Raw genomic sequence first — 24,332 nt, 5'->3', positions numbered from 1 at the left:
GACTAATTTTTTACAGGGTTTTAAATTTAATTGGCGTATTCCCTTAGTAGTCCTTTGCGGGAGTGGAAATTCAGTGATGGAGGGACAAGGAGTGCGTAGCGATATCACTTTTGTTGTAAATCAAGCGATAAATTATATATATACCAATTTGGATAGAAACTTGACAGTCGAAGAGATAGGCGATAAATGCTGCTTTTCGAAGTATTATTTTAATCGATTATTCAAAGTAGTTGTAGGCGAAAGTATTTATTCCTTTATTAAGCGAATGCGGTTAGAAAGAGCAGCCTTCCAGATGAAGACATCGCGGAAATCGATTACTGATATTGCAGTAGAAGCCGGTTACAGTCCATCGAATTTCGCTTCGGCCTTTAAGCAATATTTTGGTATAAGTGCGTCCGAGTTTAGGCAAATGAATACTGAACCGTTTAAGGATTCCTTTGCACGTGTGGCCGAACACATTCAAAACCTAAAAAAGAACGAGAATGTATTTTGTGAAATTGACGCGAAGATGCAGATTAAGAAGATACCAGGTATGCGGCTTGTCTATAAAAGAGTTATTTGTAACTATTCGAGAGAACTAAAAGAAGCCTGGGAGCTCTTTTGCAAGGAAATAGAAGAGAAATATTCATTAGATAAGGTAGGGAGATTTGTAGGAATATCCTATGATGATCCCTTAATTGTTGACGAGGATCGGTGCATTTACGATATGTGCATGGAAGTCGACGAGGCCTCAGGTCTCAATGTATATCAGATTGAAACTGGGATATATGCTTGCTATGAGTTTTATGACAAACCGGATAAGTTGATTCTAACTTTTAACGAGATATTTTCTTTGTGGCTTCCTTTTTGCAACTATGAGCTTGATAATAGACCAAGTTTGGAAATCTATCATAGCGGGATAGATGAAAAAGGCAATATTCATGCTACTATTTGTCTGCCGATACAGCAACCGTAATAATAAAGTTATAGGATAAAGCCCGAATTCAGAAGCCCCTGTCAATCAAAAAGTTTAAACTACAATAGCAAACGGATTTTTAGACGGGGGTAATCAAATGCTTGAAACAAATAAGGACAAAAGTATTGTAAAGATATTTCTTAGTTATTCCATACCGACGATAATCGGCTTATTTCTGACATCTTTCATTATTATCGTAGATGGAATTTTTATCGGCTGGAAGATAGGGGAGAATGGTCTTGCCGCAGTAAATCTTACCTTGCCGGTGATGTATCTTTTGTTAGCCTTAACGACTACCATAGGGGTTGGGGGAGTAACTCTTGCTACCCAGAGCCTTGGTGCCAAACAAAATGACAGAGCAAATTATTACTTTTCATTTTCTCTGGCAGCAATTTTGGCTATTAACGTAATTATAGTAATCCTATTGGCGGTATTTATGGATGAAATCGTAGTGCTGCTAGGTTCAAAAGGAGTTGTGTATCAATATGTAAAGGACTTCCTTGGAGTTCTGAAATACTTTTATCTATTCAGTATGCTAAATATAGCTTTTTCTATGTTCATCAGAGCCGAAGGTAAGCCCGGGCTGTCTTTATTTTTCGGAGTGTCCGGGAATGTCATAAATCTTATTCTTGATTATGTGTTCATCCTGAGGCTGGAGTGGGGAATGAGCGGAGCGGCATTAGCATCAGGCATAGCTGTTTTGCTGCCTTTCTTATGTGGTCTGGGATATTTTTTGACCAATAGATCCGTCTATAGATTTGTTAAATTTACTGCTGATTGGCACGATTTCAGAGCCATACTATTGAACGGTTCGGCGGAATTTATCTCACAAATTTCTGTGTCTATCACTACGGCAGTGTTCAACTTACTATTGCTGGAAAGGATGGGGGTCAATGGGGTTGCCGCAATGACCATTATTGGCTATGTGTTTTTCGTCCATAGTATGGTAATTACCGGTGTTGCCGTAGGTATTCATCCGGTTATGAGCTATAATTATGGCGCGAAAAATACAGAAATAATATTTAAGCTGCTGACAGTAGCCATAAAAGCAGTGTCTTTAGTAGGCGTATTGCTATTTGTAGTGTCCTTCGCAGCCCCTGAAATAATTATAGGTATTTTTTCTAAAGGAAATGATGAACTTTTACAAATTGGTAAATTCGGACTGCAGTGCTTCTCCTTAGCTTTTTTACTAAACGGATATAACTTCATCGCGGCGGTGTTCTTTACTTCCATTGGTGAACCCAAAACCGCTGCAATTGTTTCCTGTTTGCGAAGTCTTGTGCTAGTAGTTACTTTTCTAATGGTTTTACCGCCAATTTTTGGCGATATAGGAATATGGCTTACCACACCGTTGGCAGAGGTTGTGACTTTTGTGATTGCGTACCTATTTTTGAACAGTTATAAAGGAAAACTGAGCTATCCAGTAAACAAGTAGGCAAGTATTAGCATAATATCTTCATTATTTCTTTAGCGCAGGACTAGAGCAAAGACAATTTTCGAATATATAAGGGGAACGTAACAATAAAACCCTGCAGATTTTGAACTGCAGGGTTTATTCGATCCGACGGTATTTTTCAACTTACCGGCACTCTAATTAAACACTCTGCTTATCTTATTTAAATTAGCTGATAAAATAGCCCGTGACTTGAACAATGAAAATAAAGTTTGCCGTGTCCAAGCTTATGAAAGCGAAATTGCAGATTCCATTCAGGATATTGCTTTACAATAAAAACCTTATCTCCTGTCACATAGGCAACAAAAGATATATAATGCTCTTTTTTCATCTCATGCGAAGATGACACATACAGTTCATCTTCTACAGAATCGATATTTAGTAGATGGCTTTCGTTTGCCTTTGCCGCAGCTAATGGTTCCATTCTCTTTCCGCAACAGGAAATGTGGGCATCTCCTGTTGCCGTTATCAGATTTCCGCATTGCGGGCAGATATAAAATGTTAGCTTTTTCATATTTCCTCCGACTGTTTCATTTATCACCATTTCCCCCAATAGGATCTCTTCAATATTGACTCCAAGTATTTGTGATAGTTCCGGGAGTAATGACACATCTGGACAACCAAGGCCACGTTCCCATTTACTTATTGCTTTGTCACTGATATTCAACAAATCAGCTACTTGCTTTTGTGTCATATCTTTTTCTTTTCGCAAAGTGTATATTAACTTGCCGATTTTATCGCAATTCATTAGTTTCACCTCACAAAGTTAGTTTAGACTATATTAAAAATACTATCAATAAACGAACCGTAGAGTTGCGAGTAATCATTCGTGACGGCTCTTGTCTTTATCGGGTCGGATCAAAGGACGGGGTATCGACATAGAGCGCTCCTGCCTTTGGCCTAAGTAAAAGGAAAAACCGACCCCAACGAGGTCGGCTTTCTGCAGGTTTTGCTTTACTTTATATGTTTGATCAAGGAAGCGGCCACACCGACATACTGTGACGGTGTCAAGGCCAGCAGGCGTTTTTTGTCTGCTTCCGGCAATTCTACACTTTCGATAAAGGCTTTAATGTCTTCTTCGCTAATACCTTTACCGCGGGTAATGGCTTTCAGTTTATCATAGGAATTGGCATGGCCGTGTTTGCGCATCACTGTTTGCACTGCTTCGGACAGAACTTCCCAAGCATGGTTCAGATCGGCGTCAAGTGCATCTTTATTAACTACTGTTTTTCTAAGGCCTTTTAAAGTATAAGTAATCGCAAGATGGGAATGGGCGATACCAGTGCCGATATTGCGCTGCGCCGAAGAGTCGCTGAGGTCACGCTGCAGACGGGAGATAGGCAGTTTGTTGGCCAGATGATCAAGAATTGCGTTGCTTAGGCCAAGGTTTGCCTCCGCGTTTTCAAAGTCGATGGGATTTACTTTATGCGGCATGGTCGATGAGCCTACTTCGCCGGCAATTGCTTTTTGCTTAAAGTAGCCAAGGGAAATATAAAGCCACATGTCGCGGTCAAAATCCAGAAGAATGTTGTTAAACCGTGTCATAGCATGGAACGATTCAGCCACATAGTCATGGGATTCAATCTGGGTTGTCAGCGGGTTGTAAGTCAAGCCAAGACTTTCGACAAAAGAACGGGAAACAGCTTCCCAATCAAGGTCCGGGTAGGCAATGTTGTGCGCGTTGAAGTTGCCGACGGCGCCGTTGAATTTGCCCAGATATTCCTGGGAGCGAATTTGTTTTAACTGACGGTTCCAGCGATAGACAAACACGGCTAATTCCTTGCCTACCGTTGTGGGGGAGGCAGCTTGTCCATGGGTATGGGCCAGCATAGGTATAGCTTTTTCTTCTTCCGCCATAGCTGTAACGGTTTGCACCAGATTTTCCGCAGCCGGCAGCCAGACTTTCTCGATGCCGTGCTTAAGCATCAGTGCGTAGGAAAGATTGTTGATATCTTCTGAAGTACAGGAGAAATGGATAAATTCCAGTATATCCGTGAGAGTCATGGCGCCTAGCGTTTCGCGGAGGAAATATTCGACCGCCTTTACATCGTGATTGGTAGTGCGTTCAATTTCTTTAATCCGTAGAGCCGCTTTATCATCGAAATTATCGACAATGTTGCGCAAAAAAGCGGTTTCTTCCGGGGTGAATTGGCGAATCTCAGCAAAGGCAGGATTATTTGCCATGGCAATGAGCCACTCTACTTCTACATGTACACGGTATTTTATTAAAGCCCATTCCGAAAAATAGTCGCCCAAAGGCTGGGTAATAGCTCCGTACCGCCCTTCCAGCGGTGTAAGCGATTTAATACTCATTTGTATCCCTCACCATTCTTTCAAAAATTAACAGCATCTATAAAATTGCGTCAAAATATATGCCTAGTATACTACATTACAGCCATAAAATGCCACGTTCTGGAGTAAATTCTTAACGGTTATCTCTTATTTTTTGTTTCCGCTTGGATGGATAAGCAAGGGAATACAGATTATTTAGAGTATTGTTAGATATACGACTCAAAAAGAGGTGGCAAAAGTGGGAGTGCTCGCAAGAAATTCACCCCTTAATAAGGTGTTCAGATGCTTCATCTGCGCCAAATTAAGGGGTGGTTTGTTTCTGCCCGAATCCGAATTTGTTAGCGGCTTTCCGTATTGTATAGGTTTTTATTATGCTGCTTGGTGATGTCTCCAGTCGTTTCAATCATTCCGGCAGATTTTAATTCTTCAGCTACCTGGAATAATGATTGGCGCTTAGTTTCAGGAAGATTGCTGACGAAACGGTTTATAGTTTTTCCAAACCTTATGAATACAGTCCTTATTTTTTGAGATTCAAAGACGGTAATTTTTGAAACTTGCGACTCATAAGATTGATTGGGTATTGTTGACCGTAAGGACATTTAGAACCGCCTGGCTGAGTTTAAAAATGCAATTGCAGGTAATTTGTAATGGTGATAGAATTTAATAGAATCAAGCTTATAGGTAAGGGGTTAGAAGGTATGAACCAGCATTGGGTTAGGTTCGCAGTATGGTCGTTGTTAAATCCAATTTGCATCATTGCATCTTTCGCTATTACGAATTACCTTGGAATGTATTATACAATCTCACCGAATGTCATCAGTTTTGCTAAAGAATTCTTCCCGGTATACGTCTTTTCCGGTATGTGTGCTCTAGTAGTGCAGATTATATTGGCTTGTGTGATAAGCAGAGCGATTTCTCCACAGGCGACGATTGCGAGAGTATTGGAAGCATTCCTTTATGCTCAGTATCCATTTATCGTATTTGTTTTTATCGCACCCTGCCTTTTTTCTAATATAGAAGGGAATATTATGGGCTTCTTATATATTCCGATCTTTTTAGTATTATCGGCGATAAGTGGTGTGGTTTCCTTACGTATTTATTACAAAAAAATTACGAGGCTTACAGAGAGCGAAGAATTCCATAAGGGTGGTTTCAAAGGAGTCGGTTACGTCCTACTGGCCTTTCTTATAATATCGCTTTTCTCAATCTACCAGTTCGGGTTCAATACTCACCTGGTCAAATACATGGGATGGCGGACTGACATACCGCAATACGCGGTCTCGCAGGCAATCAAGGCGATAAAAGAACGAAATTCCGAAGTTTTCGCTCAGTATGTCGACATTGATTCATTTCTTGTATCAACGGAAATGGCAGATAAAGCATTAGTAAAGGCTGAAATTCTTAATGCCGTTGAGCAAGGCCGTCTCTTAACCGGCGATGGTGAGAGAATGAGAATAGGCGAATGGGTCCTGGCTAAGCGAAATGCTAGGCGGGAAGTCGGTACATTTACCCAAATACCGGTTGTTGATTCATTTGCATTTTCCAACAAAGGCGATGTAACGAAGATGACGGTGAAGTTTAACTCAGATATCAATGGTGATGGGATAAGCGTGCCGGTTGTCCTTCAAAAAAGAAATGGAAGATACATAATTGCTAGCGGCTCAGATTTTCGTGCATTATTAAACAAAATTAATGATTACCATAAAGCTCTTGAGGCTTTTCCTTACCTTGCCAATGAGGACATTGCTCAATCTGCGATAACTGTAAATTTGCAAGATTTTTCAGCAAGTCTGCCGAAAAGCGGTTCCTTAGTAGATTCCTATTGGGTCGAGAATAAAGGGGAGATGAAGTCAACCTTTGAGGTGCTGCCTGTTAATATTACGGCTGAAGTAAATAATACCACTAATATACAATTGAACCGCGTTAACATTGTCGCAGTCTATCGCGATACGCGGACTAATCAGGTATTGGCCGTCGCGAGTGGTTATATGTATGGTGGTAAAGAGCTTATACAACCAAACGAAAAAAGAAATATTACTTTCGTCAGCCTTGTAAGTCCGGTATTAGTAGACGCGGTTGCAAGTGGCAAAGCAAAAGTAGCCGAGATATATCCCTCGAAAGCTTTTTCTGACGATGGGCAGAATTTAGATTTATTAAAAGTGCAAAGTCCGAAATTATGAGATGAATTAACATAAGGCAAAACTCGGGGTAGCGGAGGTTTCATCACATAATAGGATAAATAGACACCAAAGGCTTCAACCATCATCATGGTGGTTGAAGCTTTTTGCTTTGAAAAAATCGTAGTTTCCATATGTGAAGAGTCTGATTGCAAAAACATTCGAAGATGAGAACCGTATAACTGCTTATGGCGAAAATCTCCTGCTTATTCTACTGAATTTGGCAGGAGGTTTATAATTTTAAGGGAAGTAATATGTGTTAGCCCCAAAATGTTCCAATGGGAATTTGTGTACGCCAAGGTGATATAGAAAGTAGGGATACTGTGGTTCGTTTTGCAGTAATAGGAACGAATAAAATAACAGACAAATTTATAGCGGCTGCTGAGCGATGTAAAGAGTTTGAACTGGTGGCAGTTTATTCGAGAACTAAGGAGAGGGCAGTAGAATATGCCGGCAAGCATAATATTCCATTGGCATATAACGACTTAGACGATTTGGCGGCATGTAATGAGGTAGACGCCGTTTATGTGGCCAGCCCAAATAATTTACATGCTGAACATACTATTAAGATGTTAAACAGTAAAAAACACGTATTATGTGAAAAGACAATTGCCTCAAATAGCAGAGAATTAGCAGATATGCTACAAGCCGCTAACTATAATAGTGTTATTCTTCTGGAAGCAATGCGTCCTGTATTTGATCCTGGATTTAAAGCAATAGAATATGGTATAAGTAAGCTTGGAACAATTCGAAGAATTACGTTTCAATACTGCCAGTACTCTTCCCGATACGATAATTTTAAAAAGGGAATTATTGAAAATGCATTCAATCCCGTTTTTTCAAATGGAGCATTAATGGATATTGGCGTGTATTGTATTCATCCGTTGGTGAAACTCTTTGGTATGCCGCAAAAAATATGGGCTAACGCTATTATTTTAAATAATGGAGTAGATGGCGCCGGAACTATTATGGTCAAGTATGAAGGTATGCAAGGTGAATTAATCTATTCCAAGATTACCAATTCGATATTGCCAAGCCAAATTCAGGGGGAAAAGGGCTGCATGATCATTAAGGAAATCCATGATCCAAAGGAAATTACTATTATTTATAATGATGGCAATAAAGAGGATATTCCTATTGATAAGTGTGATAACAATATGTACTACGAAGTAGAAGAGATGATTCGGTTAATCAAAACCAAGTCTGATGCCCGGAAACATAATCAATATTCTCTCATGCAGCTCAGTATCATGGATGCAGTAAGGAAGCAGCTGGGAATTACCTTTCCCGCCGATTGCCGCTGGATTAACGACTGAAACTTAAAATGATTAGTGGTATTCACAAGGAGTGGTGCAAAATGGATTTTAACAGCCAGGCCATAATGTGGGATTCAGAAAGAAGAATAAAAAGGGCAAAACTTATTGCAGACCAGATAGCAGAGGCCGTTGAAATTAAAAAACACTATAATGCTTTGGAATTCGGTTGTGGAACAGGCCTGATTAGTTTTAACCTGTGTGACAAGCTCAACCATATAACCTGCATTGATACCTCGGCAGGAATGATTGATGCATTACATGCCAAAATTCAGCAGTGTAAAGTGGATAATATGGTGGCGTTCCAATGCGATATTAATGCCAGCCAAACAGTAGTACCTAAATATGATTTGATTTTTACATCAATGGCATTGCATCATATTGTCGATATTGAAACAACGCTGGTAAACTTATATCGCTCCTTGAACATAGGTGGATATTTATGTATCGTTGAGCTCGATGAGGATGACGGAAGTTTTCATAAATTGGAAGAAGGTTTTAATGGACATAATGGGTTTAATCAAAACGATCTAAAAAATGTACTCGGAAAAATTGGCTTTAAAGAAGTGGATTCGAATACTTTCTATAATGGCAAAAAAGTAATGGAAGAGGTAAGTGTCAATTATTCCTTGTTTATTATGACTGGAAAGAAATAATTAGCTAAAGTAATGATTATGAGCTTTATTCCAATAAAACCGGTATTGGAAGGATATGTTTTTAGAATTGAATGCTAATGAATTAGGGTTTTGATACTCGAAGCAGTTGTTAGAGAAAAGGAGGCAAATATGCGTAAAATAATATTCAAGACGTTTATCCTGTTTATGTTATTGGGGATAGCTGCTACTTCCATAGCCTGTGCGGCAGGTATTGAAGAAAAGCGCCAATCAATACGGGACATGGGAGATAGAACACTGGCAAGGCTGTACAAGCTACATCCGTCAGCCAGGGATGCGGTTGAGAACTCTGCGGGATATGCTGTATTCAGCAATCATGGGATAAAGCTATTGGTATTAGGTAGCGGTCATGGCCGGGGTATAGCTGTTAATAATAACAGTGGACGGGAAGTTTTCATGAAAAAAACTGAAATTGGTGTTGGGCTAGGTTTGGGATTAAAAGATTATAGTGAAATATTTGTCTTTGAGAAGGAAAGGGATTTAGCTCGGTTTATTGACAAAGGGTGGAGCTTTGGCGGCCAGGCTACATTAGCGGCAACCGACGGCGTTAATGGTGGTGCTTTTCAAGGGGCCGTCTCAATTTGGCCGGGAGCTTGGCTATATCAATTAACCGACAAAGGACTTGCTCTTGAAATTTCGGGACAGGGCACTAGGTATTATAAAGATAACGGCCTAAACCGCTAAACGGCATACAGAGTGAAAAAGTAATTAAGTTTGATACAAACTGCAAAAATTTGACAAATGGCTGTCTTTTGTACTACAATGGAATACATATTTAATAAGATCAAAACTGTGATAGAGAGAGTATCTGTTAATGAACCCGAGCAGAGATAGGATGTCACCGGCTGAAAGCATCCTTTCGGAGTTAATAGAGAAGACCACTCTTGAGTTGCGTGCTGAACGGAAATCATTTCATTTTCAATTAAGCATAGCCGCACACCTTGCGTTATCGAGGTTTTAAGCGATGTGCAAAGGATTGTTTCCTATTGGGCATAACCAGGGTGGAACCGTGTGAATAAAAGCTCTCACCCCTGATTTTTCAGGGGTGAGAGCTTTTATTATATAAAAAATAAAGAAAGAGGTGTTGATGGTGATTCGAGTAACGCTGAAGAACGGAATTTCAATAGAGGTGCCGTTCTCTACCACCTGTGCTGAAATTGCTAAACAAATCAGTTCGGGCCTTGCTAAAGAAGCACTTGCTGCTGAATTTGACGGAAAGGTGGTGGATCTAACGACCACCATCAGTGCGGATTGTTCTTTGCGCGTGGTTACTTTTGACGATGAAGCCGGTAAAAAGGTGCTGCGCCATACGGCTGCCCATGTTCTTGCACAAGCGGTTAAAAATCTTTACCCCCAGGTGAAACTTGCCATTGGACCGGCAATCGAAACCGGATTTTACTATGATTTTGACTCGGAAGTTTCGTTCTCAGCAGATGATTTGGGGAAGATTGAAAACGAAATGAAGCGGATTATCAAACAAAATTTGGCTCTGGAACGCTTTGTACTTAACCGCGCGGAGGCAATACAGTTTGCCGAGCAGAGTAATGAACCGTACAAGGCAGAATTAATTAGGGAACTGCCTGATGGTCAGCCAATTACATTTTACCGGCAGGGGGATTTTGTTGACCTTTGTGCGGGGCCCCATTTACCCAATACGGGCAGGATAAAGGCCGTGAAGCTTATTTCCTGTACGGGAGCTTATTGGCGAGGCAATTCCAATAACAAAATGCTCCAACGTATTTACGGAACAGCTTTTACTAAGCAGTCGGAGTTAGATTCTTATCTGACTGCGCTGGAAGAAGCAAAAAAACGTGATCATCGAAAAATTGGCAAAGAACTCGATTTATTCTCCATTGATGAATACATCGGTCCGGGGCTTATCCTTTGGCATCCTAAGCTTTCTGTTGTGCGCGAGGAAATAGAGCTATACTGGCGTAAAGAACACCGCAGGCGTGGCTATGAATATATCTATACTCCTCACATTGGACAAAGTAATCTCTGGGAAACTTCAGGACATTTGGACCATTTTGCCGAAGGCATGTACCCGGCAATGAAAATGGCCGCCAAGGATGAAGCTGAGAATACTCGCTATTATGTAAAACCTATGAGTTGTCCGTTCCATGTGAGAATGTATAAGACCAGACCACGCAGTTATCGAGAACTGCCAATTCGCTGGTGCGAGCTTGGCAGTGTTTACCGCTTTGAAAAATCAGGGGCTTTGCATGGTATGCTGCGTGTACGGGGCTTTACTCAGGATGACGCTCATATTGTTTGTACCGAAGATCAGTTTGTGGATGAAGTAAATAATGTTCTTGATTTTGCGCTTGCTATCAATAAGGCGTTTGGTTATGACAAACTTAACGTATATCTCTCTGTGCGTGATCTTCAGGACAAAGAGAAATTCATTGATAATGAGCCTGTGTGGCAACTGGCCGAAAGCACCCTGGAAAAGATTCTCGGGGATCGGGGAATTGAATTTAAAAAGGATATTGGCGGTGCTAAGTTTTATGGTCCGGCCATTGATTTAAAGGCCGTAGATGCTATGGGACGTGAATGGCAGGGAACAACGATTCAATTAGACATGAACTTACCCGAGCGGTTTGGCATGACCTATGTCGGCTCTGATGGTAAAGAGCACACGCCCATCATGCTGCACAGAACTTTGCTTGGCTCGATGGAACGCTTTGTTGGAACATTGATTGAACACTATGCGGGGGCTTTTCCGGTATGGCTTGCACCTGTGCAAGTAAAGATATTAGCCATATCGGAAAGAAATCATGAGTATGCAAATAAAGTTCTGAAAACATTAAGGAAGTCAGATATAAGGGTCGAACTGGATGACCGGAGTGAAAAAATCGGTTACAAAATTCGTGAAGCTCAGTTGGGAAAAGTGCCATATATGCTTATCCTCGGGGATAAAGAACAAAATGAGAATGTGGTTGCGGTCAGGGACCGGAAGAACGGTGAAACAAAAACAATGAGTATGGAAGCGTTTCTTGCTTTAATCGACGACGAGATAGTGAACAAGAAGTAATATGAAGGGGAGTAAGGCTGGAATGCTTTACTCCCTTTTCATGATACAGTTTAACCGTATTGGCTTAATCACGTAATAATATAAAAAAACAATAAAGTCTGGGAGGAATTGGGTGGCGAGTACCGAAAGTATACAATGAAACATATTTGAATATGTGCACTGCTTTGTTTCCATACGCATTTGTAATCCGGATGCGGACGCAGACAAAATCCAGTAAAAGGAAGACTTTGGGGTCAGAGTCGTCGTTTTGCTGGATTTTTTTATTGTCTGGCGGCGCGGCCCCTAGGGCAAAGGGCGGCTCCATTACTTACAGGCCGAGGCTTGGAAGCTTTTGGTTGAACCAAATTAGGAAGGGAGAGAAAAATGAAAAACATGAAGTTTGTAGTAGTAGCATTTACTTTGGTTGTACTTCTGGGTGCGGCCATTTTCCCTGGTACAGTGAGTGCCAGCGAAAAGATCACGCCGCAATGGATTGCTGATCAGATCAAAAAAGAATGCAAAGACCAGACCACCTATCATTCGGTTTATGTTAAGCTTCTAGACTCAGGCGAGGAAACATACCTGAACCCCATGCGGCACAAATCGGCTAGCTTGATTAAAGTGTTCATCATGGCCGAAGCTTTCAACCAGAAAAACCAGGGAAAGTTAGACTTCAATGAAATTATCACCATTAACAAGCAGGACAAATTTGCCTGGGGTGCTCTGGACAAAGTTCCCGATGGTACTAAGGTAACGGTTGGCGATCTTGTCGAACAAATGATAGTAGTCAGCGATAATACCGCTACCAATATTCTTATTTCCAAGCTGGGTATGGATAACGTCAACGCGCTGATCAAGAAACTTGGCTGTAATGAAACTGTTCTTGGCCGAAAAATGTTGGATTCGGCTGCGGCCAAAGCTGGCCGTGAGAACTATACTTCCCCTCGCGACATGGCAATAATTCTTGAGAAAATTTACAGGAAACAATGCATTGATCCGAAAAGTGACAAAAAGATGCTGGAAATCCTCAGTAAACAACAATGGAATGAACGTATTCCTGCTAATTTGCCTCATGATTTGAAAATTGCCCATAAAACCGGTGAACTCGGCGGTGCCTTGCATGATTGCGGTATTGTTTTCGGTCGGCAGCATGATTATATTATTTGTATGATGACCAAAAACGTTCCTGATGAGCATCTTGGTTATGACGATAACAACATTCTAATTTACAATGACATGGCCCTTATCTCTAAATTAATCTGGAATAAGATCGATGACCCAATTTTGTCTAAAAACTAAATAAGTGTTCAAAAGCCAGTCTTCGTGTTATTGAACGGGACTGGCTTTTTGGTGTAACAGTGCCCCGATCTTTGCAGAATGCAGAGATGGGGGCACTGTTGTTTGTTTCTGTGAAAACTAGGTTAATCGTTGGTGACATAAAGCGATAAACGCTTGCATGGCAGGAGATAACCATTTGTCGCGATGATAAGCCAACTGGGCATTTATGTTGAAGGTAGGGCCGAGCCACTTTAATGATACCAGGCTGCCCGCAGCTAATTCACGTGCAACCGCCCGCTGGGATAAAAAGGTAATGCCCAGTCCCTGGATTGCAAACTGCCGAAGGACTTCGACACTGCTAATCTCCAATAGGGAATGTGGCTTTATTTGATATTGGCGCAGCATGCCTTCAAATAATAATCGGTAGCTGCAGCCTGGCTCGGTTAAGAGTAGTGCTTGCCCGGATAAGTCTTGAGGAACTACGCTTTCGGCCTGGGACAGGGGATGTTCGGGAGCGGCTAAGAGTGACATAGGCTCTGGAAATAGGGTATGAATGACTAAGTCTTGATCTTTTAGCGGTTCATCAAGAATTAAAGCTATGTCTAGGGTGCCTTTGCGTAAGGCGTTACGGAAATTTTGGCAGGTATCGAAGCGGAGCTGCAAATCCACTTGCGGATAGGTGAGACAATACTCCTTAACTAAGGCAGGGAGGATTTCCGCTGACAAAGATTCAGGAGCGCCAATAAACAGTTGGCCACTGGGGCCGGTCGGATTTTTTACTTCTGCTTCCGCTTGTTTGGCCATGTTTAAAATGGCCTGTGCATGACGGTATAATATTTTTCCGGAAGCCGTTAAATTTATTTGGCGGCCGATTCTTTCAAATAGACGTGTTTCTAAGCTTTCCTCCAAGGCTTGGATTTGTCCGGTAACCGTAGATTGTGCATAATCTAATTGCTCGGCAGCCGCAGTAAAGCTGCCGGTATGGACTATGGTCACAAAGGTTTTAAGGTGATGTAAATTCAAGATAAATCCTTCTTTCCATCGGATTTAATGAAGAAATAAATCGAAATAATCAATTTTACCGATTAATATATATGTGCTATTATAACAAACAATACATGGATTTCCAAGGTGTCATTGGAGGGGAAGGCATGGAGCAAGAGTTAAAGAAAAGTATTGGCTGGTTGCAGGGCAGTGCTATGACTATTGGTGCTGTTTTAGGCTCAGGAGTTCTGGTTTTACCGAGTTTGTCGGCGGATATGGCCGGGCCGGCATCATTAGTGAGTTGGGGACTAATGGGCATATTGACCATTCCCTTAGTAATCGTATTAGCGAATTTATCAATATTGTATCCCAGTGCCGGTGGTATTGCAGCCTATGCCCGGCAAGCGTTCGGAGAAAGGGCGGGGCGTATTACCGGATGTTTGTTCTTGGGTACGGTACCCTTCGGTGCACCTATTTGCGCTTTGATTGGCGCCTATTACTTAGGGCACTTTTTCTCGCTGAATGTTGCCGGTGTTACAATGATTGCGATTAGTATGCTGGCTATTGCCTTACTGGCCAATTATCATGGTATCCGGTTTTCCGGTAATATCCAGGCGTTGGTGGTAGGTAGTATTGCCGCGGCCTTGTTAGCTAGTATTATAGCGGCTTGGCCTACTGTAAAAACGCATGCATTTTATCCTTTTGCGCCCAAGGGCTGGCAGCCGGTAGGAAGTGTTATGGCTGTGCTATTTTGGGCCTATGTTGGCTGGGAAATGATTTGCCATTTGGCAGAAGAATTTCAAAATCCTAAACAAGATATACGCCGTAGTTTAGGTGTGTCGCTGGTGGTTGTTAATTTGCTATACTTAGGCCTGGCTTATGTAACTGTTGGTACTGGCATTTATTTAGGACAAGATAAACTAACTGCACTGACGGGCTTGCTTGAAGGTGGCTGGGGCCGGATTGCGGGAAGTGTAGTAGCTATATTAGGTGTGGCTGCCTGTTATGCTACTATTCATACGTATGTAGCTGGATTTTCACGGCTTGTTTATGCAGAAGCAAGAGAGGGACATTTCCCGGCTTGGTTCGATAGACTGCATGCTGTCCATGGGACCCCCTACCGGGTCTTTATGGTATTGGGACCATTTTCGATGCTGGTCTTGCTTATTGGAATGTGGTTAAATTTGGATATGAGTATGTTGATCCAATTTCCCAGCTCTATATTTGTTATGTTATATATAATCACTACAGCGGCAGGTATTAAGCTCTTACCCGCTAAGAGCTTAGGCTATTACTGCGCGTGGGTGGCGTTTATTGTATGTGTGCTGATCTATCTATTTAATGGCTGGGTAAGTTTATATCCGCCAATTTTAGCTGGTATGACATGGTTATTTGAACGCCGGGGCGCGATAGGTGTTTTAAGAAAAGTGTCGTGACAGTTTCGAAACAGAGTAGGCAGCTCACTTACTTTATTAAATACTGTATAACTAAATAAAAGAACTCCTGCATATGATTGGCAGGAGTTCTTTTATTTAGTTATCAAGGTCCTGATTAAAAAAAAGTAGGTAACTGGAAGATGTGGAAATCTGAGCATGTATTGGTATTATAACTACGATATCGCAGGGGATTTGCGGTTGTATCCCCAAAGGGGAAGCTATATTGTCGTCTCATTAATAAAGTACTTTGTGAGTTGAAAATAATAGTACAAGTGGTATAATAAATCGAAGAAATTTTTAGGAGAAGTAAAAATGCAAGACTTGATACGTTTGGCGATTGTTGGGCCGCCGGATTCTGCGGCTATTGCCTATGAGATTGCCTTGGAAAAACGTGATTGCCTGATTCCTATGGTCTTACCTTATGAGGATGCTTCAGAAGTACCCGATATTCTGAAGAAGAATAGCAATGATTTTGATATGTGGCTATTTTCCGGGATAATACCATACCAGCGGGCGCTAATCGCAGATAGTAATAAACCATTATTTTATGTTCCTCATGCTGGATCAAGCCTATACCGGGCGTTACTGGAAATTTTGTATATAAAAAAATTGACTTGTGACAGTGTTAGTTTTGACACTTTTAGTGAGAAGGAAATTGTCGAGACGTTTAAAGATACCACATTGCCGTTGCCGAAGATTTATGCAAATCAGTATAAAGGCATAGTAACAGCAAGCGAAGTTACCGAGTGGCATTACGACTTATGGAAAAGTGGCAAAACCAATATTGCTGTGACCTGTTTTCTGGCGACTTATAATAAGCTGGCAGAACTTGGTGTGCCGGTAGTAAGAATATGGCCAACTCGCTGCAATATCAGGACAACTTTGCAATTGGCAATAAAATCATTTGAAACGCAGCGTGTTAAAAGGAGTCAGCTAGCAGTACAACGAATCGTCATTGATGATTATGACGATATTATTCGTTCAAGCTCTAGTTATGAGGCTAAGCGGCTGGAATTAAAACTGTACGAAATATTGCTGGCATATATCGAAAAACTTAAAGGCTCGATCAGCATGAATGGCGGCGGTAAGTTTACTTTATATTCGACACGGGGTACTCTTACCGAAATTACGGAAAACTTTACGGTCATGCCGATAATCGAGGAAATGACCCGGCAGGTTGATGTCAATATTAGTGGCGGGATTGGTTTGGGGCTTACTGTTTATGATGCGGAGGAAAACTCTTTCTCAGCGTTGGGGTTAGGCAAGCAGCAGGGCAAAGGTGTTTGGATGGTAGTTAATGACGATCATACGGTTATCGGTCCGTTGAGTTCGAAGGTTCATCTGAAGTATTCAGTTCGTACCAATGATCATGCATTAAGGAACCTTGCCGACCAGCTTAACATCAGCGTTACCACGATAAACAAACTGTTGGCGACTATTGATAAACTGGATCGTGATGATATTGTTGCTGATGACTTGGCAATGTATCTGAAAATTACCGTGCGCAGTGCCAGGCGAATGCTTTCCAATCTTGTTGAAAAAGGTTTTGCCAGAGTAGTTGGTGAGGAACTTGTCGGGAAAGGAAGGCCTCGGCGGTTATATAAAATCAATATCAGGGAACTTTTGCAGCCTGTCCAAGAGTAGATAGAGGCAGATTTTTTCTAAAACTGTTTTGAACCCCGCGGTCAAGCGTGGGGTTTTCAAAATCTTATAAAAGTTTTTAAGGAAATGTCTTTTAATTGTCCTAATATCATGCTATAATCAAATTAACTTAAACAATCAACGCAAAAAAAATGCGTAATTGAGGAAGGAAATGGTAAAAATGGATACGGCATTTGACCAGCAATTAGTTAAATGGCGGCGAACTTTTCACATGTTCCCCGAGGTCAGCAGAAAAGAAGAGAATACCGCTAAAGTCATCGTCGAAGAATTAAATCGCATGGGGATAAAAGCGCAGACGTTTAACGATCATTTTGGTGTGTGTGCGGAGATTCGCGGAGCTGCCGATGGACCTGTAATTGCGGTACGGGCAGATATGGATGCGCTGCCTATTAAGGAAATAAATGAGGTGCCGTATAAATCGGTCAATGATGGCGTTATGCATGCATGCGGTCATGACGGACATATTGCGATAGCGCTGGGTGTCGCAAAAATGCTTGCTGATGCCAGAGACAGTTTCAACGGAACAGTAAAGGTTATTTTTCAACCTGCGGAAGAATCATCACCTGAAGGTGGTGCCTTGCTCATGATGAAGGAAGGCATACTTGATGATGTTGATATGATTTTTGGATTGCACTTGTGGCCGGAATTGCCTTTTGGTAAGGTTGGTGTACGCAAAGGAGCCTTAATGGCGGCCTCTGACCGAGTGACGATCAAAATCCTGGGTCGTGGCGCTCATGCTGGTCAACCGCAGAATGGTGTTGATGCGATTACGATATGTGCCGATGTTATTCAAGGTATTGGCCATATTATGAGTCGGCAGCTTGATCCTTTGGAAACGGCAACCATTAATATTGGTATGATTCAGGGCGGCGAACGCTACAATGTAATTGCAAGAGAGGTAGTGATGAATGGAACAGTACGTACATTAAGCGCAAAAGCTAGAAAGGAAATTCCGCAAAAAATTGAAAGAATGCTCAAGGGCAATACCGAAGGTCAAGGGGGCAGCTATGAACTTTCTTATCAGTTTGGGTATCCGGTGCTAATGAATGCCGATGAACCTGTTGAAATAGTAACCCAGGCTGTACAAGAAGTGCTTGGCAGTGAGGGGCTCTGCAAAACGATTGTACCTGTGCTTGGCGCTGAGGATTTTGCCAATTACCTAGAAAAAATTAAGGGGGCATTTTTCTTTCTTGGCTGCGGTAAGGAAGGCGAATCAAAGGTTTTGCATGGGCCGGATTTCGATTTTGATGAGAGTATTTTGGCGCATGGTGTCCGCGTTATGTATCAGACAGTTCTTAAAGCAATAGAAACAAGCGCAAAAGAACAAAAATCAGAAGCCATTTAGGGACAATTCCTTTAAAAGACCTAATTGATGTCCGTAAATAATGTATTATAATAGTCTTAGTGAGTTTGTAGGCAATAAAATATTAGGTTATGTAGAAAAAGGGGAGAAACTGTATGAATCAGGTGGCGATACAAAACGATCCTAAACCGTCTGGCGGTTTTTTGAAGAAGGTTGAAGTATTAGGTAATAAGTTGCCTAATCCTGCGGTATTATTTTTGTATTTGATTGCGATTCTAGCTATTATTTCAGCTGTCTTGGCCTATATGGGCGTAAGTTCCGTTCATCCGGCCACTCATAAAGTCATTAAGATCCAAAGTTTGCTTAGTGTCGAAGGTCTCGACTGGATCATGAGCAATATGATAAAGAACTATATCAATTTCCCGCCACTCGGCATGATTATGGTATTGACACTGGGGATTGGGTTAGCGGAAAAGGTTGGGCTGATGGATTGTGCCATTAAATCATCGATCCACTCCATACCCAAAAGCTGTATGACAGCGGCAATTGTATTTATCAGCTTAATGAGCCATATTGCTTCAGACGCTGCCATTGTTGTGGTGCCGCCTATCGCCGCTATGCTGTTTTATTCACTGGGCAGACATCCTTTTGCCGGTTTTGCGGCATCACTGGCTGCAATTTATTCAGGTTTTACAGCCAACATTCTGATTGTTACTACAGACGTTCTGTTGTCTGGTATTACAACGCAGGCGGCACAGATCGTCGATCCCAAAGCTGTGGTTACACCGATTGATAACTGGTATTTCATGAGTTTTTCGGTATTTTATCTTACCGCCATTACTACTATCATAACCGAAAAATTTGTTGAGCCGCGTTTAGGAAAGTATACCGGGCGCATCGAAACGATAAGTCTGGAAGCACCTACTCAGGAGCAGAAGAAAGCGCTTAAAGCGACCGGCTTTGCCGCACTGGCTTTTATCGGCGTACTTTTACTGCTTGTTGTACCTGAAGGCGCAGTTCTGCGTAATCCTCAAACCGGTGGCGTACTTGGTTCACCATTAATGAGAGGTATCGTACCTCTGCTGTTTATGTTCCTTCTGACTTTAGGTTTGACATTTGGAATCAAATCCGGATCAATCAAAAATGCCGACGATGTTATTAAGAAGATGGGTGAAGCCATGAAAGGACTGGCTGGTTTTATGGTCATGGCTTTTGCGATTGCCCAATTTATTGCCGCTTTTACTTGGACCAACATCGCAACTCTTCTTGCAACCAGCGGTGCTGAATTCTTAAAATCTATCGATATGGTTGGTCTGCCGGCATTTATCTGCTTTATGCTGTTTGCTCAGTTCTTGGGCTTGTTTACTGCCAGTGGTTCTGCTGTGTGGGCATTGCTTTCACCAGTATTCGTACCAATGTTCATGTTGCTTGGCTATCACCCGGCATTTATTCAGATGGCTTTCCGTGCCGGTGATGGTTCTCTGAATACTGTGGGTATTGTTAATCCGTTCTTACCTCTGTTTTTGGAAGGTATGGGCAAATACGAGAAAAACGTGGGTATCGGTACGTATCTGTCGTTGATGATGCCATATGCAATAGCATTCTTAATAATGTGGTATCTATTGTTTAGTTTCTGGTTTTTCATGGGATGGCCGTCCGGCCCGGGGGTTACCCAACGTTTATGGTAAGAAAGTAAATGATGTGTAGTCTGAACCCCAAAAGTGGGAATCCTTAAAAAAGTCTTATGCCGTATGTAGCTGCTCTCGATATTTTATCGGGGGCAGCTTATTTAATTTTAATTGTAGCCGTTCATTGTTATAATAATAGATGTATTCTTCCACAATCTCAATGATTTGTTCGTTGGTAGCGTTGAAATCTTGAGAGTAGAAGGGTGATGTAGCGAAGAAGTCATTTAATTTAATTGCCAAGAAGAACACGAAGAAGAATGTCATACCTTCAGGTTCAACATATAAAATACGGGAAAACGAGTATTACTACGGTACTGTTCGAGTGTTTCCATCCTATATAATGACAGGTGGAAATATTTTAATTGAAAAATCAAAGTGTACCATGATTTCCGACGATATAAAGCGTATGATGCGGCTTTTGTAATAAAAATGTCTGCAAAGTCTAATTTGAGTTTACTAGCCTAAAGTCAGAGGAGTGTTATAAGAGTGAGAATAAGAATGGCGCAGCCTGGCGATGAGCAGAGCATAGCAAGTGTTATTATTGCTACCTGGAAAGTTTGTTACCGGGGCATTGTACCAAATAGTTTTCTGGATTCGTTAACAACAGAAAAACATGAAGAATTATTTAGAAATAATATTGCGAATAAAACTGAAACAATACTTGTGTTGGAGAATGATAAAAACCAAATAGTCGGCATGATTTCCGGCGGGCAAGACCGCTCAAAGTTATATGATTGCGAGCTGGTAGCGATATACATATTGCCTGATTATCAAAAAAAAGGCTATGGCAAAAGGTTGTTTCAAGAATTAATCCAAGCGCATAGACAACATCAGTTCGAATCAATGCTAGTCTGGACATTTAGAGATAACCGAGATAGGGAATTCTATGAAAAGCTTGGCGGTCTGGTTAGGGAAGAAAAAAGTTACTCTTTTGCCGGGAAGGAACTTGCTCTTGTGGGATACACCTGGAGTAACATTAATAAAATAAAATTCTAAATCCCGGTGATCCCGGCTGACTAGAACTCGCACAACTTTTTTCGATATGTAAGAACCGTAATTGATAACGAAAACAAAGAACCAGAATATCTCTTTATAGCGAGAAGTTCTGGTTCTTTGTGCTGTAGTACTATTAGGTGATCTCAGTTAGCAGGATACACGCACGTTACGGTACAGTTGTGTGGTCACAGATCATTAATTCGTATACTGCTTAAGTTTTTCCAAGACCACAGTCAATTGTATATGTTGTCGAAAGTTATGATATGGCAGGCTGCGGTGTCGGTTTAGAAGTTGCCGGGTCAATATTGTCCATAGGTACGGTTACCTTTACTGATTGTGAGCTCCATACTGTTCCATCATATTTCAGTGTTGTTTCTACATCGGCTAGCCCATCTGCCCGATAGGCGCCGGAAATACGCTGAACGCCTTTCAGTTCGAAAACGCCGTCATTGTCAATATCTATAGGATCTAATTTACTAAATGGAGCGGTCATTGTTTTGGTTTCGCGCTTAACAACGCCATCTTCATTATAGATTCCCAGACGAAGATAGTCGCTCTTGTGTGCACTTATATCAATGGCTAATGTCTTGGTGCTGCTGCTATTCGTTAGTTCCACCTTCCAGCCGTCGATAAATCTGCCGGTAATGTTTTGATTCGGATTCTCCTGGATATTGAATATTTGTTTTGGTTTTTTGTCTTTGAAAGAAACTATATTGTAATATGACCAGCCGCCGCTGCCGCCGGATGCGGTGGCAACATATACGTCTGGCACCTTATCACCGGAGAAATCACCGATAAAGAGGTGCGGTTGATAGCCGCCTACTTTGTTGAGCGGAAAGGTAGTTAAAACTTTATCGGCCCCGCTCTTTACCGTTACGCTTACATCGTCTATATATTGAGAAGTGGGCTGAACTTTATGACCGGAAAGATATATTGTATCAGTTATACCGTCACCGGTCACATCGGCTTCGGCAATCTCGAGGATGGATTTATCGGCAGACAAGTTTATTTTTGTCGCCGGGATAAAGGGCGCTTGCCCTTTGTTGTTATATACGGGTTGGGGGAAAGTGCTTGCATTGGCCGATAAAATTGGTGTAATAAATAAGCCTAGTGTAAGTACTGTTGTAAGTAACTTTGCTTTTTTCAATGGGATTTACCTCCGTTTACTCAAGTTCCGATTTAATAAACGTTAAACAAGCCAAAAAGTAACGGGTAACCGATTGGCTGCTTTATTTCAAATGACCGACAAAATGAAACCCCTGTCAGCGACAGGGGAATTTGCAATTTATCCGCACTCATCCACAAAACACACCTGATTTCTGCCTTTTCTTTTAGACTTATACATAGCCATATCTGAGTTCCGGATTAGTTCCGTGATGTTCGTTCCGTCGTAGGGAAACATGCTCACACCGATGCTTGCAGAAACACACAATTTATTTCTTTTTATGGTAAATGGTTTTCTGCAGACTTCCAGTAATCGTACAGCCATTAGCTCGGCTTCTGCTCTTTCGTGAATATTAGGGAGAATAACGACAAATTCGTCGCCCCCAATACGGGACACGGTGTCACTATCACGTACACACCTTACAATTCGGTTGGCAAGATGCTGTAGCAGCTTGTCGCCGGCATCGTGTCCATAGGTATCGTTAACAGGCTTGAAGTTATCCAAATCCATAAAAATTACTGCAACATTTGTATTTGTGCTTGTTGCTTGCAAAATAGCATCTGCTAGCCGGTCATCAAGCAGCCGACGGTTAGGCAGTCCGGTTAAGTAATCCTGATAGGCATATTTTTGGATTTCCTCTGCACTTACTTTTTCCTTGGTTATATCAGATACTACAGCGCCTAAATAGCCTTTTTTGGGACTATAGATGGATAAACGAAACCACTTTGAAAATATCTTTGAATGATATTCCAGTAAAGATGATTCTCCGGTAGTATATACTTTATTCATGACAACCAACCACTCCGGAATTTCATCGCCTACGCCGTCTGGCAGCAGCACTTCGGTAATAGGCCGATTTATTACATCTTCGCGCGACTACCCTAATATTTCTTCGTACTCTTCGTTGACGTCCAGAATAATGAAGTTATTCATTTGCCCATTATCCATAGGAACAGCCTGAAGAAAAACAAACCCATTTATCATATGTTTAAATAATGAATGATAGTTTTCCTCGCTCTCTTTCAGTTGAGCTTCCATTTGTTTGCGAGCTGTGATATCGAGGATGACACCAACCACACCAACGGATTTATCTGTATTAGTAAAGGATGCTTTATTGAAAATAACACTTCGTTCTACTCCGGACGCATCGGCTACTATATATTCGTAAGATTGATTCTGATGAGATTCAAGTAGTGCGGTATCCATTTTGCTATATTTATTCGCGAGGTGAGCAGGCGCTATATCCGAGGCCTTCATACCGACTATTTCTGCTTTTGAACGCCCTAGAAATTGAGTAAACGCCTTATTACAGCCTAAGTATACACCGTTGTTATCTTTAAAAAAAACGGGATTTGGTATTGATTCCAGTAGAATATCTTTAAAAATTTTAGCTGCTTTTGCTTCTAGAACTTGAAAACCCAAATTCGCAAGTATCGACGCCAGTTGAGAAAAGAACTCGATTACCTTGGACACTTTTTTTTCGGATAGTATGGGTACTTTTTGTACCGCGTCTAAATAGCCTTTTTCATCAAACCCAAAGGTTCGCGCCTGTTGTTTGAAAAATTCCAGGTTGGGCTCTTCTATAAAATACTGGCCAACAAATAAAGAAGCCACATGCTGCCCATCGATTATGATAGGACAGGCGCAGTCATAAAGTCCATTATCACATCGATAACTTATCTGCTTATCGTCTGCTAAATGCTCAGAAATGAGTATATCATTTTTATGGCAGCGTTTTGAAGTTTCGGGACAGATCCGGTGATAGTTTTTACAAATATCCTGCCAGCCACTAGAGGTTAAGAAGTTTGAGTTGTTATCCAGGATCGCAGAGGGCATCCCTGTTGCAGCATACATGGCATCGAGCAGCTGCTGTAATTTTCGTATATCAATCAAATCCGAAAATTTCATTCTGATAGTCCTTTCGATAGATTTTATGTCTGAAC

The 24,332-nt window shown here is 41.5% G+C and carries 21 protein-coding genes, 1 pseudogene and 1 other annotated feature; of the genes and pseudogenes, 14 read left to right on the top strand and 8 right to left on the bottom strand.

Annotated features, from left to right (window positions below; all coding sequences use genetic code 11):
* Positions 1 to 76 precede the first annotated feature (76 nt).
* Together SRRS_RS23700 and SRRS_RS23695 are read left to right on the top strand one after the other, a co-directional pair.
* Entirely contained in the window at positions 77 to 955 is an 879-nt protein-coding gene (locus SRRS_RS23700) for a GyrI-like domain-containing protein (RefSeq protein WP_371369920.1), read from the top strand.
* 97 nt (positions 956 to 1,052) lie between these two features.
* Positions 1,053 to 2,390: an MATE family efflux transporter gene (locus SRRS_RS23695; RefSeq protein WP_371363877.1), complete on the top strand. Its 1,338-nt coding sequence runs from the start codon at positions 1,053 to 1,055 to the stop codon at positions 2,388 to 2,390.
* A gap of 181 nt (positions 2,391 to 2,571) precedes the next feature.
* On the opposite strand, the gene SRRS_RS23690 is transcribed toward SRRS_RS23695, so the two are convergent.
* From SRRS_RS23690 to SRRS_RS23680, 3 genes are all read right to left on the bottom strand, one after another.
* Positions 2,572 to 3,156: a helix-turn-helix domain-containing protein gene (locus SRRS_RS23690; RefSeq protein ID WP_371363876.1), complete on the bottom strand. Its 585-nt coding sequence runs from the start codon at positions 3,154 to 3,156 to the stop codon at positions 2,572 to 2,574.
* A 206-nt stretch (positions 3,157 to 3,362) separates the two neighbouring features.
* Positions 3,363 to 4,721, bottom strand: a complete 1,359-nt coding sequence (purB, locus tag SRRS_RS23685) for an adenylosuccinate lyase (protein WP_371363875.1) — start codon at positions 4,719 to 4,721, stop codon at positions 3,363 to 3,365.
* A gap of 317 nt (positions 4,722 to 5,038) precedes the next feature.
* Entirely contained in the window at positions 5,039 to 5,299 is a 261-nt protein-coding gene (locus SRRS_RS23680) for a hypothetical protein (protein ID WP_371363874.1), read from the bottom strand.
* A gap of 99 nt (positions 5,300 to 5,398) precedes the next feature.
* Here SRRS_RS23680 and SRRS_RS23675 point away from each other — a divergent pair, with 99 nt between their 5' ends.
* From SRRS_RS23675 to SRRS_RS23645, 7 genes and pseudogenes are all read left to right on the top strand, one after another.
* Positions 5,399 to 6,880, top strand: a complete 1,482-nt coding sequence (locus SRRS_RS23675; protein ID WP_371363873.1) for a hypothetical protein — start codon at positions 5,399 to 5,401, stop codon at positions 6,878 to 6,880.
* A 320-nt stretch (positions 6,881 to 7,200) separates the two neighbouring features.
* On the top strand, positions 7,201 to 8,193 hold the full coding sequence (locus SRRS_RS23670; protein WP_371363872.1) for a Gfo/Idh/MocA family protein: 993 nt from the start codon (positions 7,201 to 7,203) through the stop codon (positions 8,191 to 8,193).
* A gap of 41 nt (positions 8,194 to 8,234) precedes the next feature.
* Positions 8,235 to 8,846 (top strand): class I SAM-dependent methyltransferase, encoded by a 612-nt coding sequence (locus tag SRRS_RS23665; protein WP_371363871.1) that lies wholly within the window; start codon positions 8,235 to 8,237, stop codon positions 8,844 to 8,846.
* A 129-nt stretch (positions 8,847 to 8,975) separates the two neighbouring features.
* Positions 8,976 to 9,548 (top strand): hypothetical protein, encoded by a 573-nt coding sequence (locus SRRS_RS23660; protein ID WP_371363870.1) that lies wholly within the window; start codon positions 8,976 to 8,978, stop codon positions 9,546 to 9,548.
* Positions 9,549 to 9,647: 99 nt separating this feature from the next.
* Positions 9,648 to 9,900, top strand: a binding site (T-box leader).
* A gap of 51 nt (positions 9,901 to 9,951) precedes the next feature.
* Positions 9,952 to 11,898, top strand: coding sequence for a threonine--tRNA ligase (thrS, locus tag SRRS_RS23655; protein ID WP_371363869.1), 1,947 nt, complete (start codon positions 9,952 to 9,954; stop codon positions 11,896 to 11,898).
* Between the two features lie 82 nt (positions 11,899 to 11,980).
* Positions 11,981 to 12,037: pseudogene (locus tag SRRS_RS23650) on the top strand (KxYKxGKxW signal peptide domain-containing protein); the annotation flags it as partial.
* A 224-nt stretch (positions 12,038 to 12,261) separates the two neighbouring features.
* A complete protein-coding gene (locus tag SRRS_RS23645) occupies positions 12,262 to 13,176 on the top strand; it encodes a serine hydrolase (protein ID WP_371363868.1) in 915 nt (304 codons plus the stop codon).
* 117 nt (positions 13,177 to 13,293) lie between these two features.
* On the opposite strand, the gene SRRS_RS23640 is transcribed toward SRRS_RS23645, so the two are convergent.
* Positions 13,294 to 14,178 carry a LysR family transcriptional regulator gene (locus SRRS_RS23640; protein ID WP_371363867.1) on the bottom strand — a complete coding sequence of 295 codons (885 nt, stop codon included), beginning with the start codon at positions 14,176 to 14,178 and terminating at the stop codon, positions 13,294 to 13,296.
* Positions 14,179 to 14,306: 128 nt separating this feature from the next.
* On the opposite strand from SRRS_RS23640, the gene SRRS_RS23635 reads away from it, so the two are divergent.
* The 4 genes from SRRS_RS23635 to SRRS_RS23620 all read left to right on the top strand — a co-directional run bounded on the left by SRRS_RS23635 (position 14,307) and on the right by SRRS_RS23620 (position 20,228).
* A complete protein-coding gene (locus SRRS_RS23635) occupies positions 14,307 to 15,575 on the top strand; it encodes an amino acid permease (protein WP_371363866.1) in 1,269 nt (422 codons plus the stop codon).
* 312 nt (positions 15,576 to 15,887) lie between these two features.
* Positions 15,888 to 17,219 (top strand): GTP cyclohydrolase, encoded by a 1,332-nt coding sequence (locus SRRS_RS23630; RefSeq protein WP_371363865.1) that lies wholly within the window; start codon positions 15,888 to 15,890, stop codon positions 17,217 to 17,219.
* A gap of 169 nt (positions 17,220 to 17,388) precedes the next feature.
* On the top strand, positions 17,389 to 18,582 hold the full coding sequence (locus SRRS_RS23625) for a M20 family metallopeptidase (RefSeq protein ID WP_371363864.1): 1,194 nt from the start codon (positions 17,389 to 17,391) through the stop codon (positions 18,580 to 18,582).
* A gap of 113 nt (positions 18,583 to 18,695) precedes the next feature.
* Entirely contained in the window at positions 18,696 to 20,228 is a 1,533-nt protein-coding gene (locus tag SRRS_RS23620) for an AbgT family transporter (RefSeq protein WP_371363863.1), read from the top strand.
* 54 nt (positions 20,229 to 20,282) lie between these two features.
* On the opposite strand, the gene SRRS_RS23615 is transcribed toward SRRS_RS23620, so the two are convergent.
* Positions 20,283 to 20,492, bottom strand: a complete 210-nt coding sequence (locus SRRS_RS23615; RefSeq protein ID WP_371363862.1) for an IS3 family transposase — start codon at positions 20,490 to 20,492, stop codon at positions 20,283 to 20,285.
* A 222-nt stretch (positions 20,493 to 20,714) separates the two neighbouring features.
* Here SRRS_RS23615 and SRRS_RS23610 point away from each other — a divergent pair, with 222 nt between their 5' ends.
* Positions 20,715 to 21,224 (top strand): N-acetyltransferase family protein, encoded by a 510-nt coding sequence (locus tag SRRS_RS23610; protein WP_371363861.1) that lies wholly within the window; start codon positions 20,715 to 20,717, stop codon positions 21,222 to 21,224.
* Between the two features lie 256 nt (positions 21,225 to 21,480).
* Here the strand turns inward: SRRS_RS23610 and SRRS_RS23605 are convergent, their stop codons facing one another.
* The 3 genes from SRRS_RS23605 to SRRS_RS23595 all read right to left on the bottom strand — a co-directional run bounded on the left by SRRS_RS23605 (position 21,481) and on the right by SRRS_RS23595 (position 24,297).
* Complete coding sequence (locus tag SRRS_RS23605) at positions 21,481 to 22,371, bottom strand: hypothetical protein (protein ID WP_371363860.1); 891 nt, start codon at positions 22,369 to 22,371, stop codon at positions 21,481 to 21,483.
* A 138-nt stretch (positions 22,372 to 22,509) separates the two neighbouring features.
* Positions 22,510 to 23,178 carry a diguanylate cyclase domain-containing protein gene (locus tag SRRS_RS23600; protein ID WP_371363859.1) on the bottom strand — a complete coding sequence of 223 codons (669 nt, stop codon included), beginning with the start codon at positions 23,176 to 23,178 and terminating at the stop codon, positions 22,510 to 22,512.
* A gap of 87 nt (positions 23,179 to 23,265) precedes the next feature.
* Complete coding sequence (locus SRRS_RS23595) at positions 23,266 to 24,297, bottom strand: PocR ligand-binding domain-containing protein (protein WP_371363858.1); 1,032 nt, start codon at positions 24,295 to 24,297, stop codon at positions 23,266 to 23,268.
* Between the last annotated feature and the right edge of the window lie 35 nt (positions 24,298 to 24,332).

This window comes from Sporomusa rhizae (assembly GCF_041428845.1).
GTDB lineage: Bacteria > Bacillota > Negativicutes > Sporomusales > Sporomusaceae > Sporomusa > Sporomusa rhizae.
This window is presented reverse-complemented; position numbering and strand designations above follow the sequence as displayed.

Excerpts from the sequence above, each read along its gene's own strand:
- SRRS_RS23700 (WP_371369920.1), top strand. The coding sequence starts at position 77 with ATGGAGGGACAAGGAGTGCGTAGCGATATCACTTTTGTTGTAAATCAA.
- SRRS_RS23695 (WP_371363877.1), top strand. The coding sequence starts at position 1,053 with ATGCTTGAAACAAATAAGGACAAAAGTATTGTAAAGATATTTCTTAGT.
- SRRS_RS23690 (WP_371363876.1), bottom strand. The coding sequence starts at position 3,156 with ATGAATTGCGATAAAATCGGCAAGTTAATATACACTTTGCGAAAAGAA.
- purB (WP_371363875.1), bottom strand. The coding sequence starts at position 4,721 with ATGAGTATTAAATCGCTTACACCGCTGGAAGGGCGGTACGGAGCTATT.
- SRRS_RS23680 (WP_371363874.1), bottom strand. The coding sequence starts at position 5,299 with ATGTCCTTACGGTCAACAATACCCAATCAATCTTATGAGTCGCAAGTT.
- SRRS_RS23675 (WP_371363873.1), top strand. The coding sequence starts at position 5,399 with ATGAACCAGCATTGGGTTAGGTTCGCAGTATGGTCGTTGTTAAATCCA.
- SRRS_RS23665 (WP_371363871.1), top strand. The coding sequence starts at position 8,235 with ATGGATTTTAACAGCCAGGCCATAATGTGGGATTCAGAAAGAAGAATA.
- SRRS_RS23660 (WP_371363870.1), top strand. The coding sequence starts at position 8,976 with ATGCGTAAAATAATATTCAAGACGTTTATCCTGTTTATGTTATTGGGG.
- thrS (WP_371363869.1), top strand. The coding sequence starts at position 9,952 with ATGGTGATTCGAGTAACGCTGAAGAACGGAATTTCAATAGAGGTGCCG.
- SRRS_RS23645 (WP_371363868.1), top strand. The coding sequence starts at position 12,262 with ATGAAAAACATGAAGTTTGTAGTAGTAGCATTTACTTTGGTTGTACTT.
- SRRS_RS23635 (WP_371363866.1), top strand. The coding sequence starts at position 14,307 with ATGGAGCAAGAGTTAAAGAAAAGTATTGGCTGGTTGCAGGGCAGTGCT.
- SRRS_RS23630 (WP_371363865.1), top strand. The coding sequence starts at position 15,888 with ATGCAAGACTTGATACGTTTGGCGATTGTTGGGCCGCCGGATTCTGCG.
- SRRS_RS23625 (WP_371363864.1), top strand. The coding sequence starts at position 17,389 with ATGGTAAAAATGGATACGGCATTTGACCAGCAATTAGTTAAATGGCGG.
- SRRS_RS23620 (WP_371363863.1), top strand. The coding sequence starts at position 18,696 with ATGAATCAGGTGGCGATACAAAACGATCCTAAACCGTCTGGCGGTTTT.
- SRRS_RS23615 (WP_371363862.1), bottom strand. The coding sequence starts at position 20,492 with ATGACATTCTTCTTCGTGTTCTTCTTGGCAATTAAATTAAATGACTTC.
- SRRS_RS23600 (WP_371363859.1), bottom strand. The coding sequence starts at position 23,178 with ATGAATAAAGTATATACTACCGGAGAATCATCTTTACTGGAATATCAT.
- SRRS_RS23595 (WP_371363858.1), bottom strand. The coding sequence starts at position 24,297 with ATGAAATTTTCGGATTTGATTGATATACGAAAATTACAGCAGCTGCTC.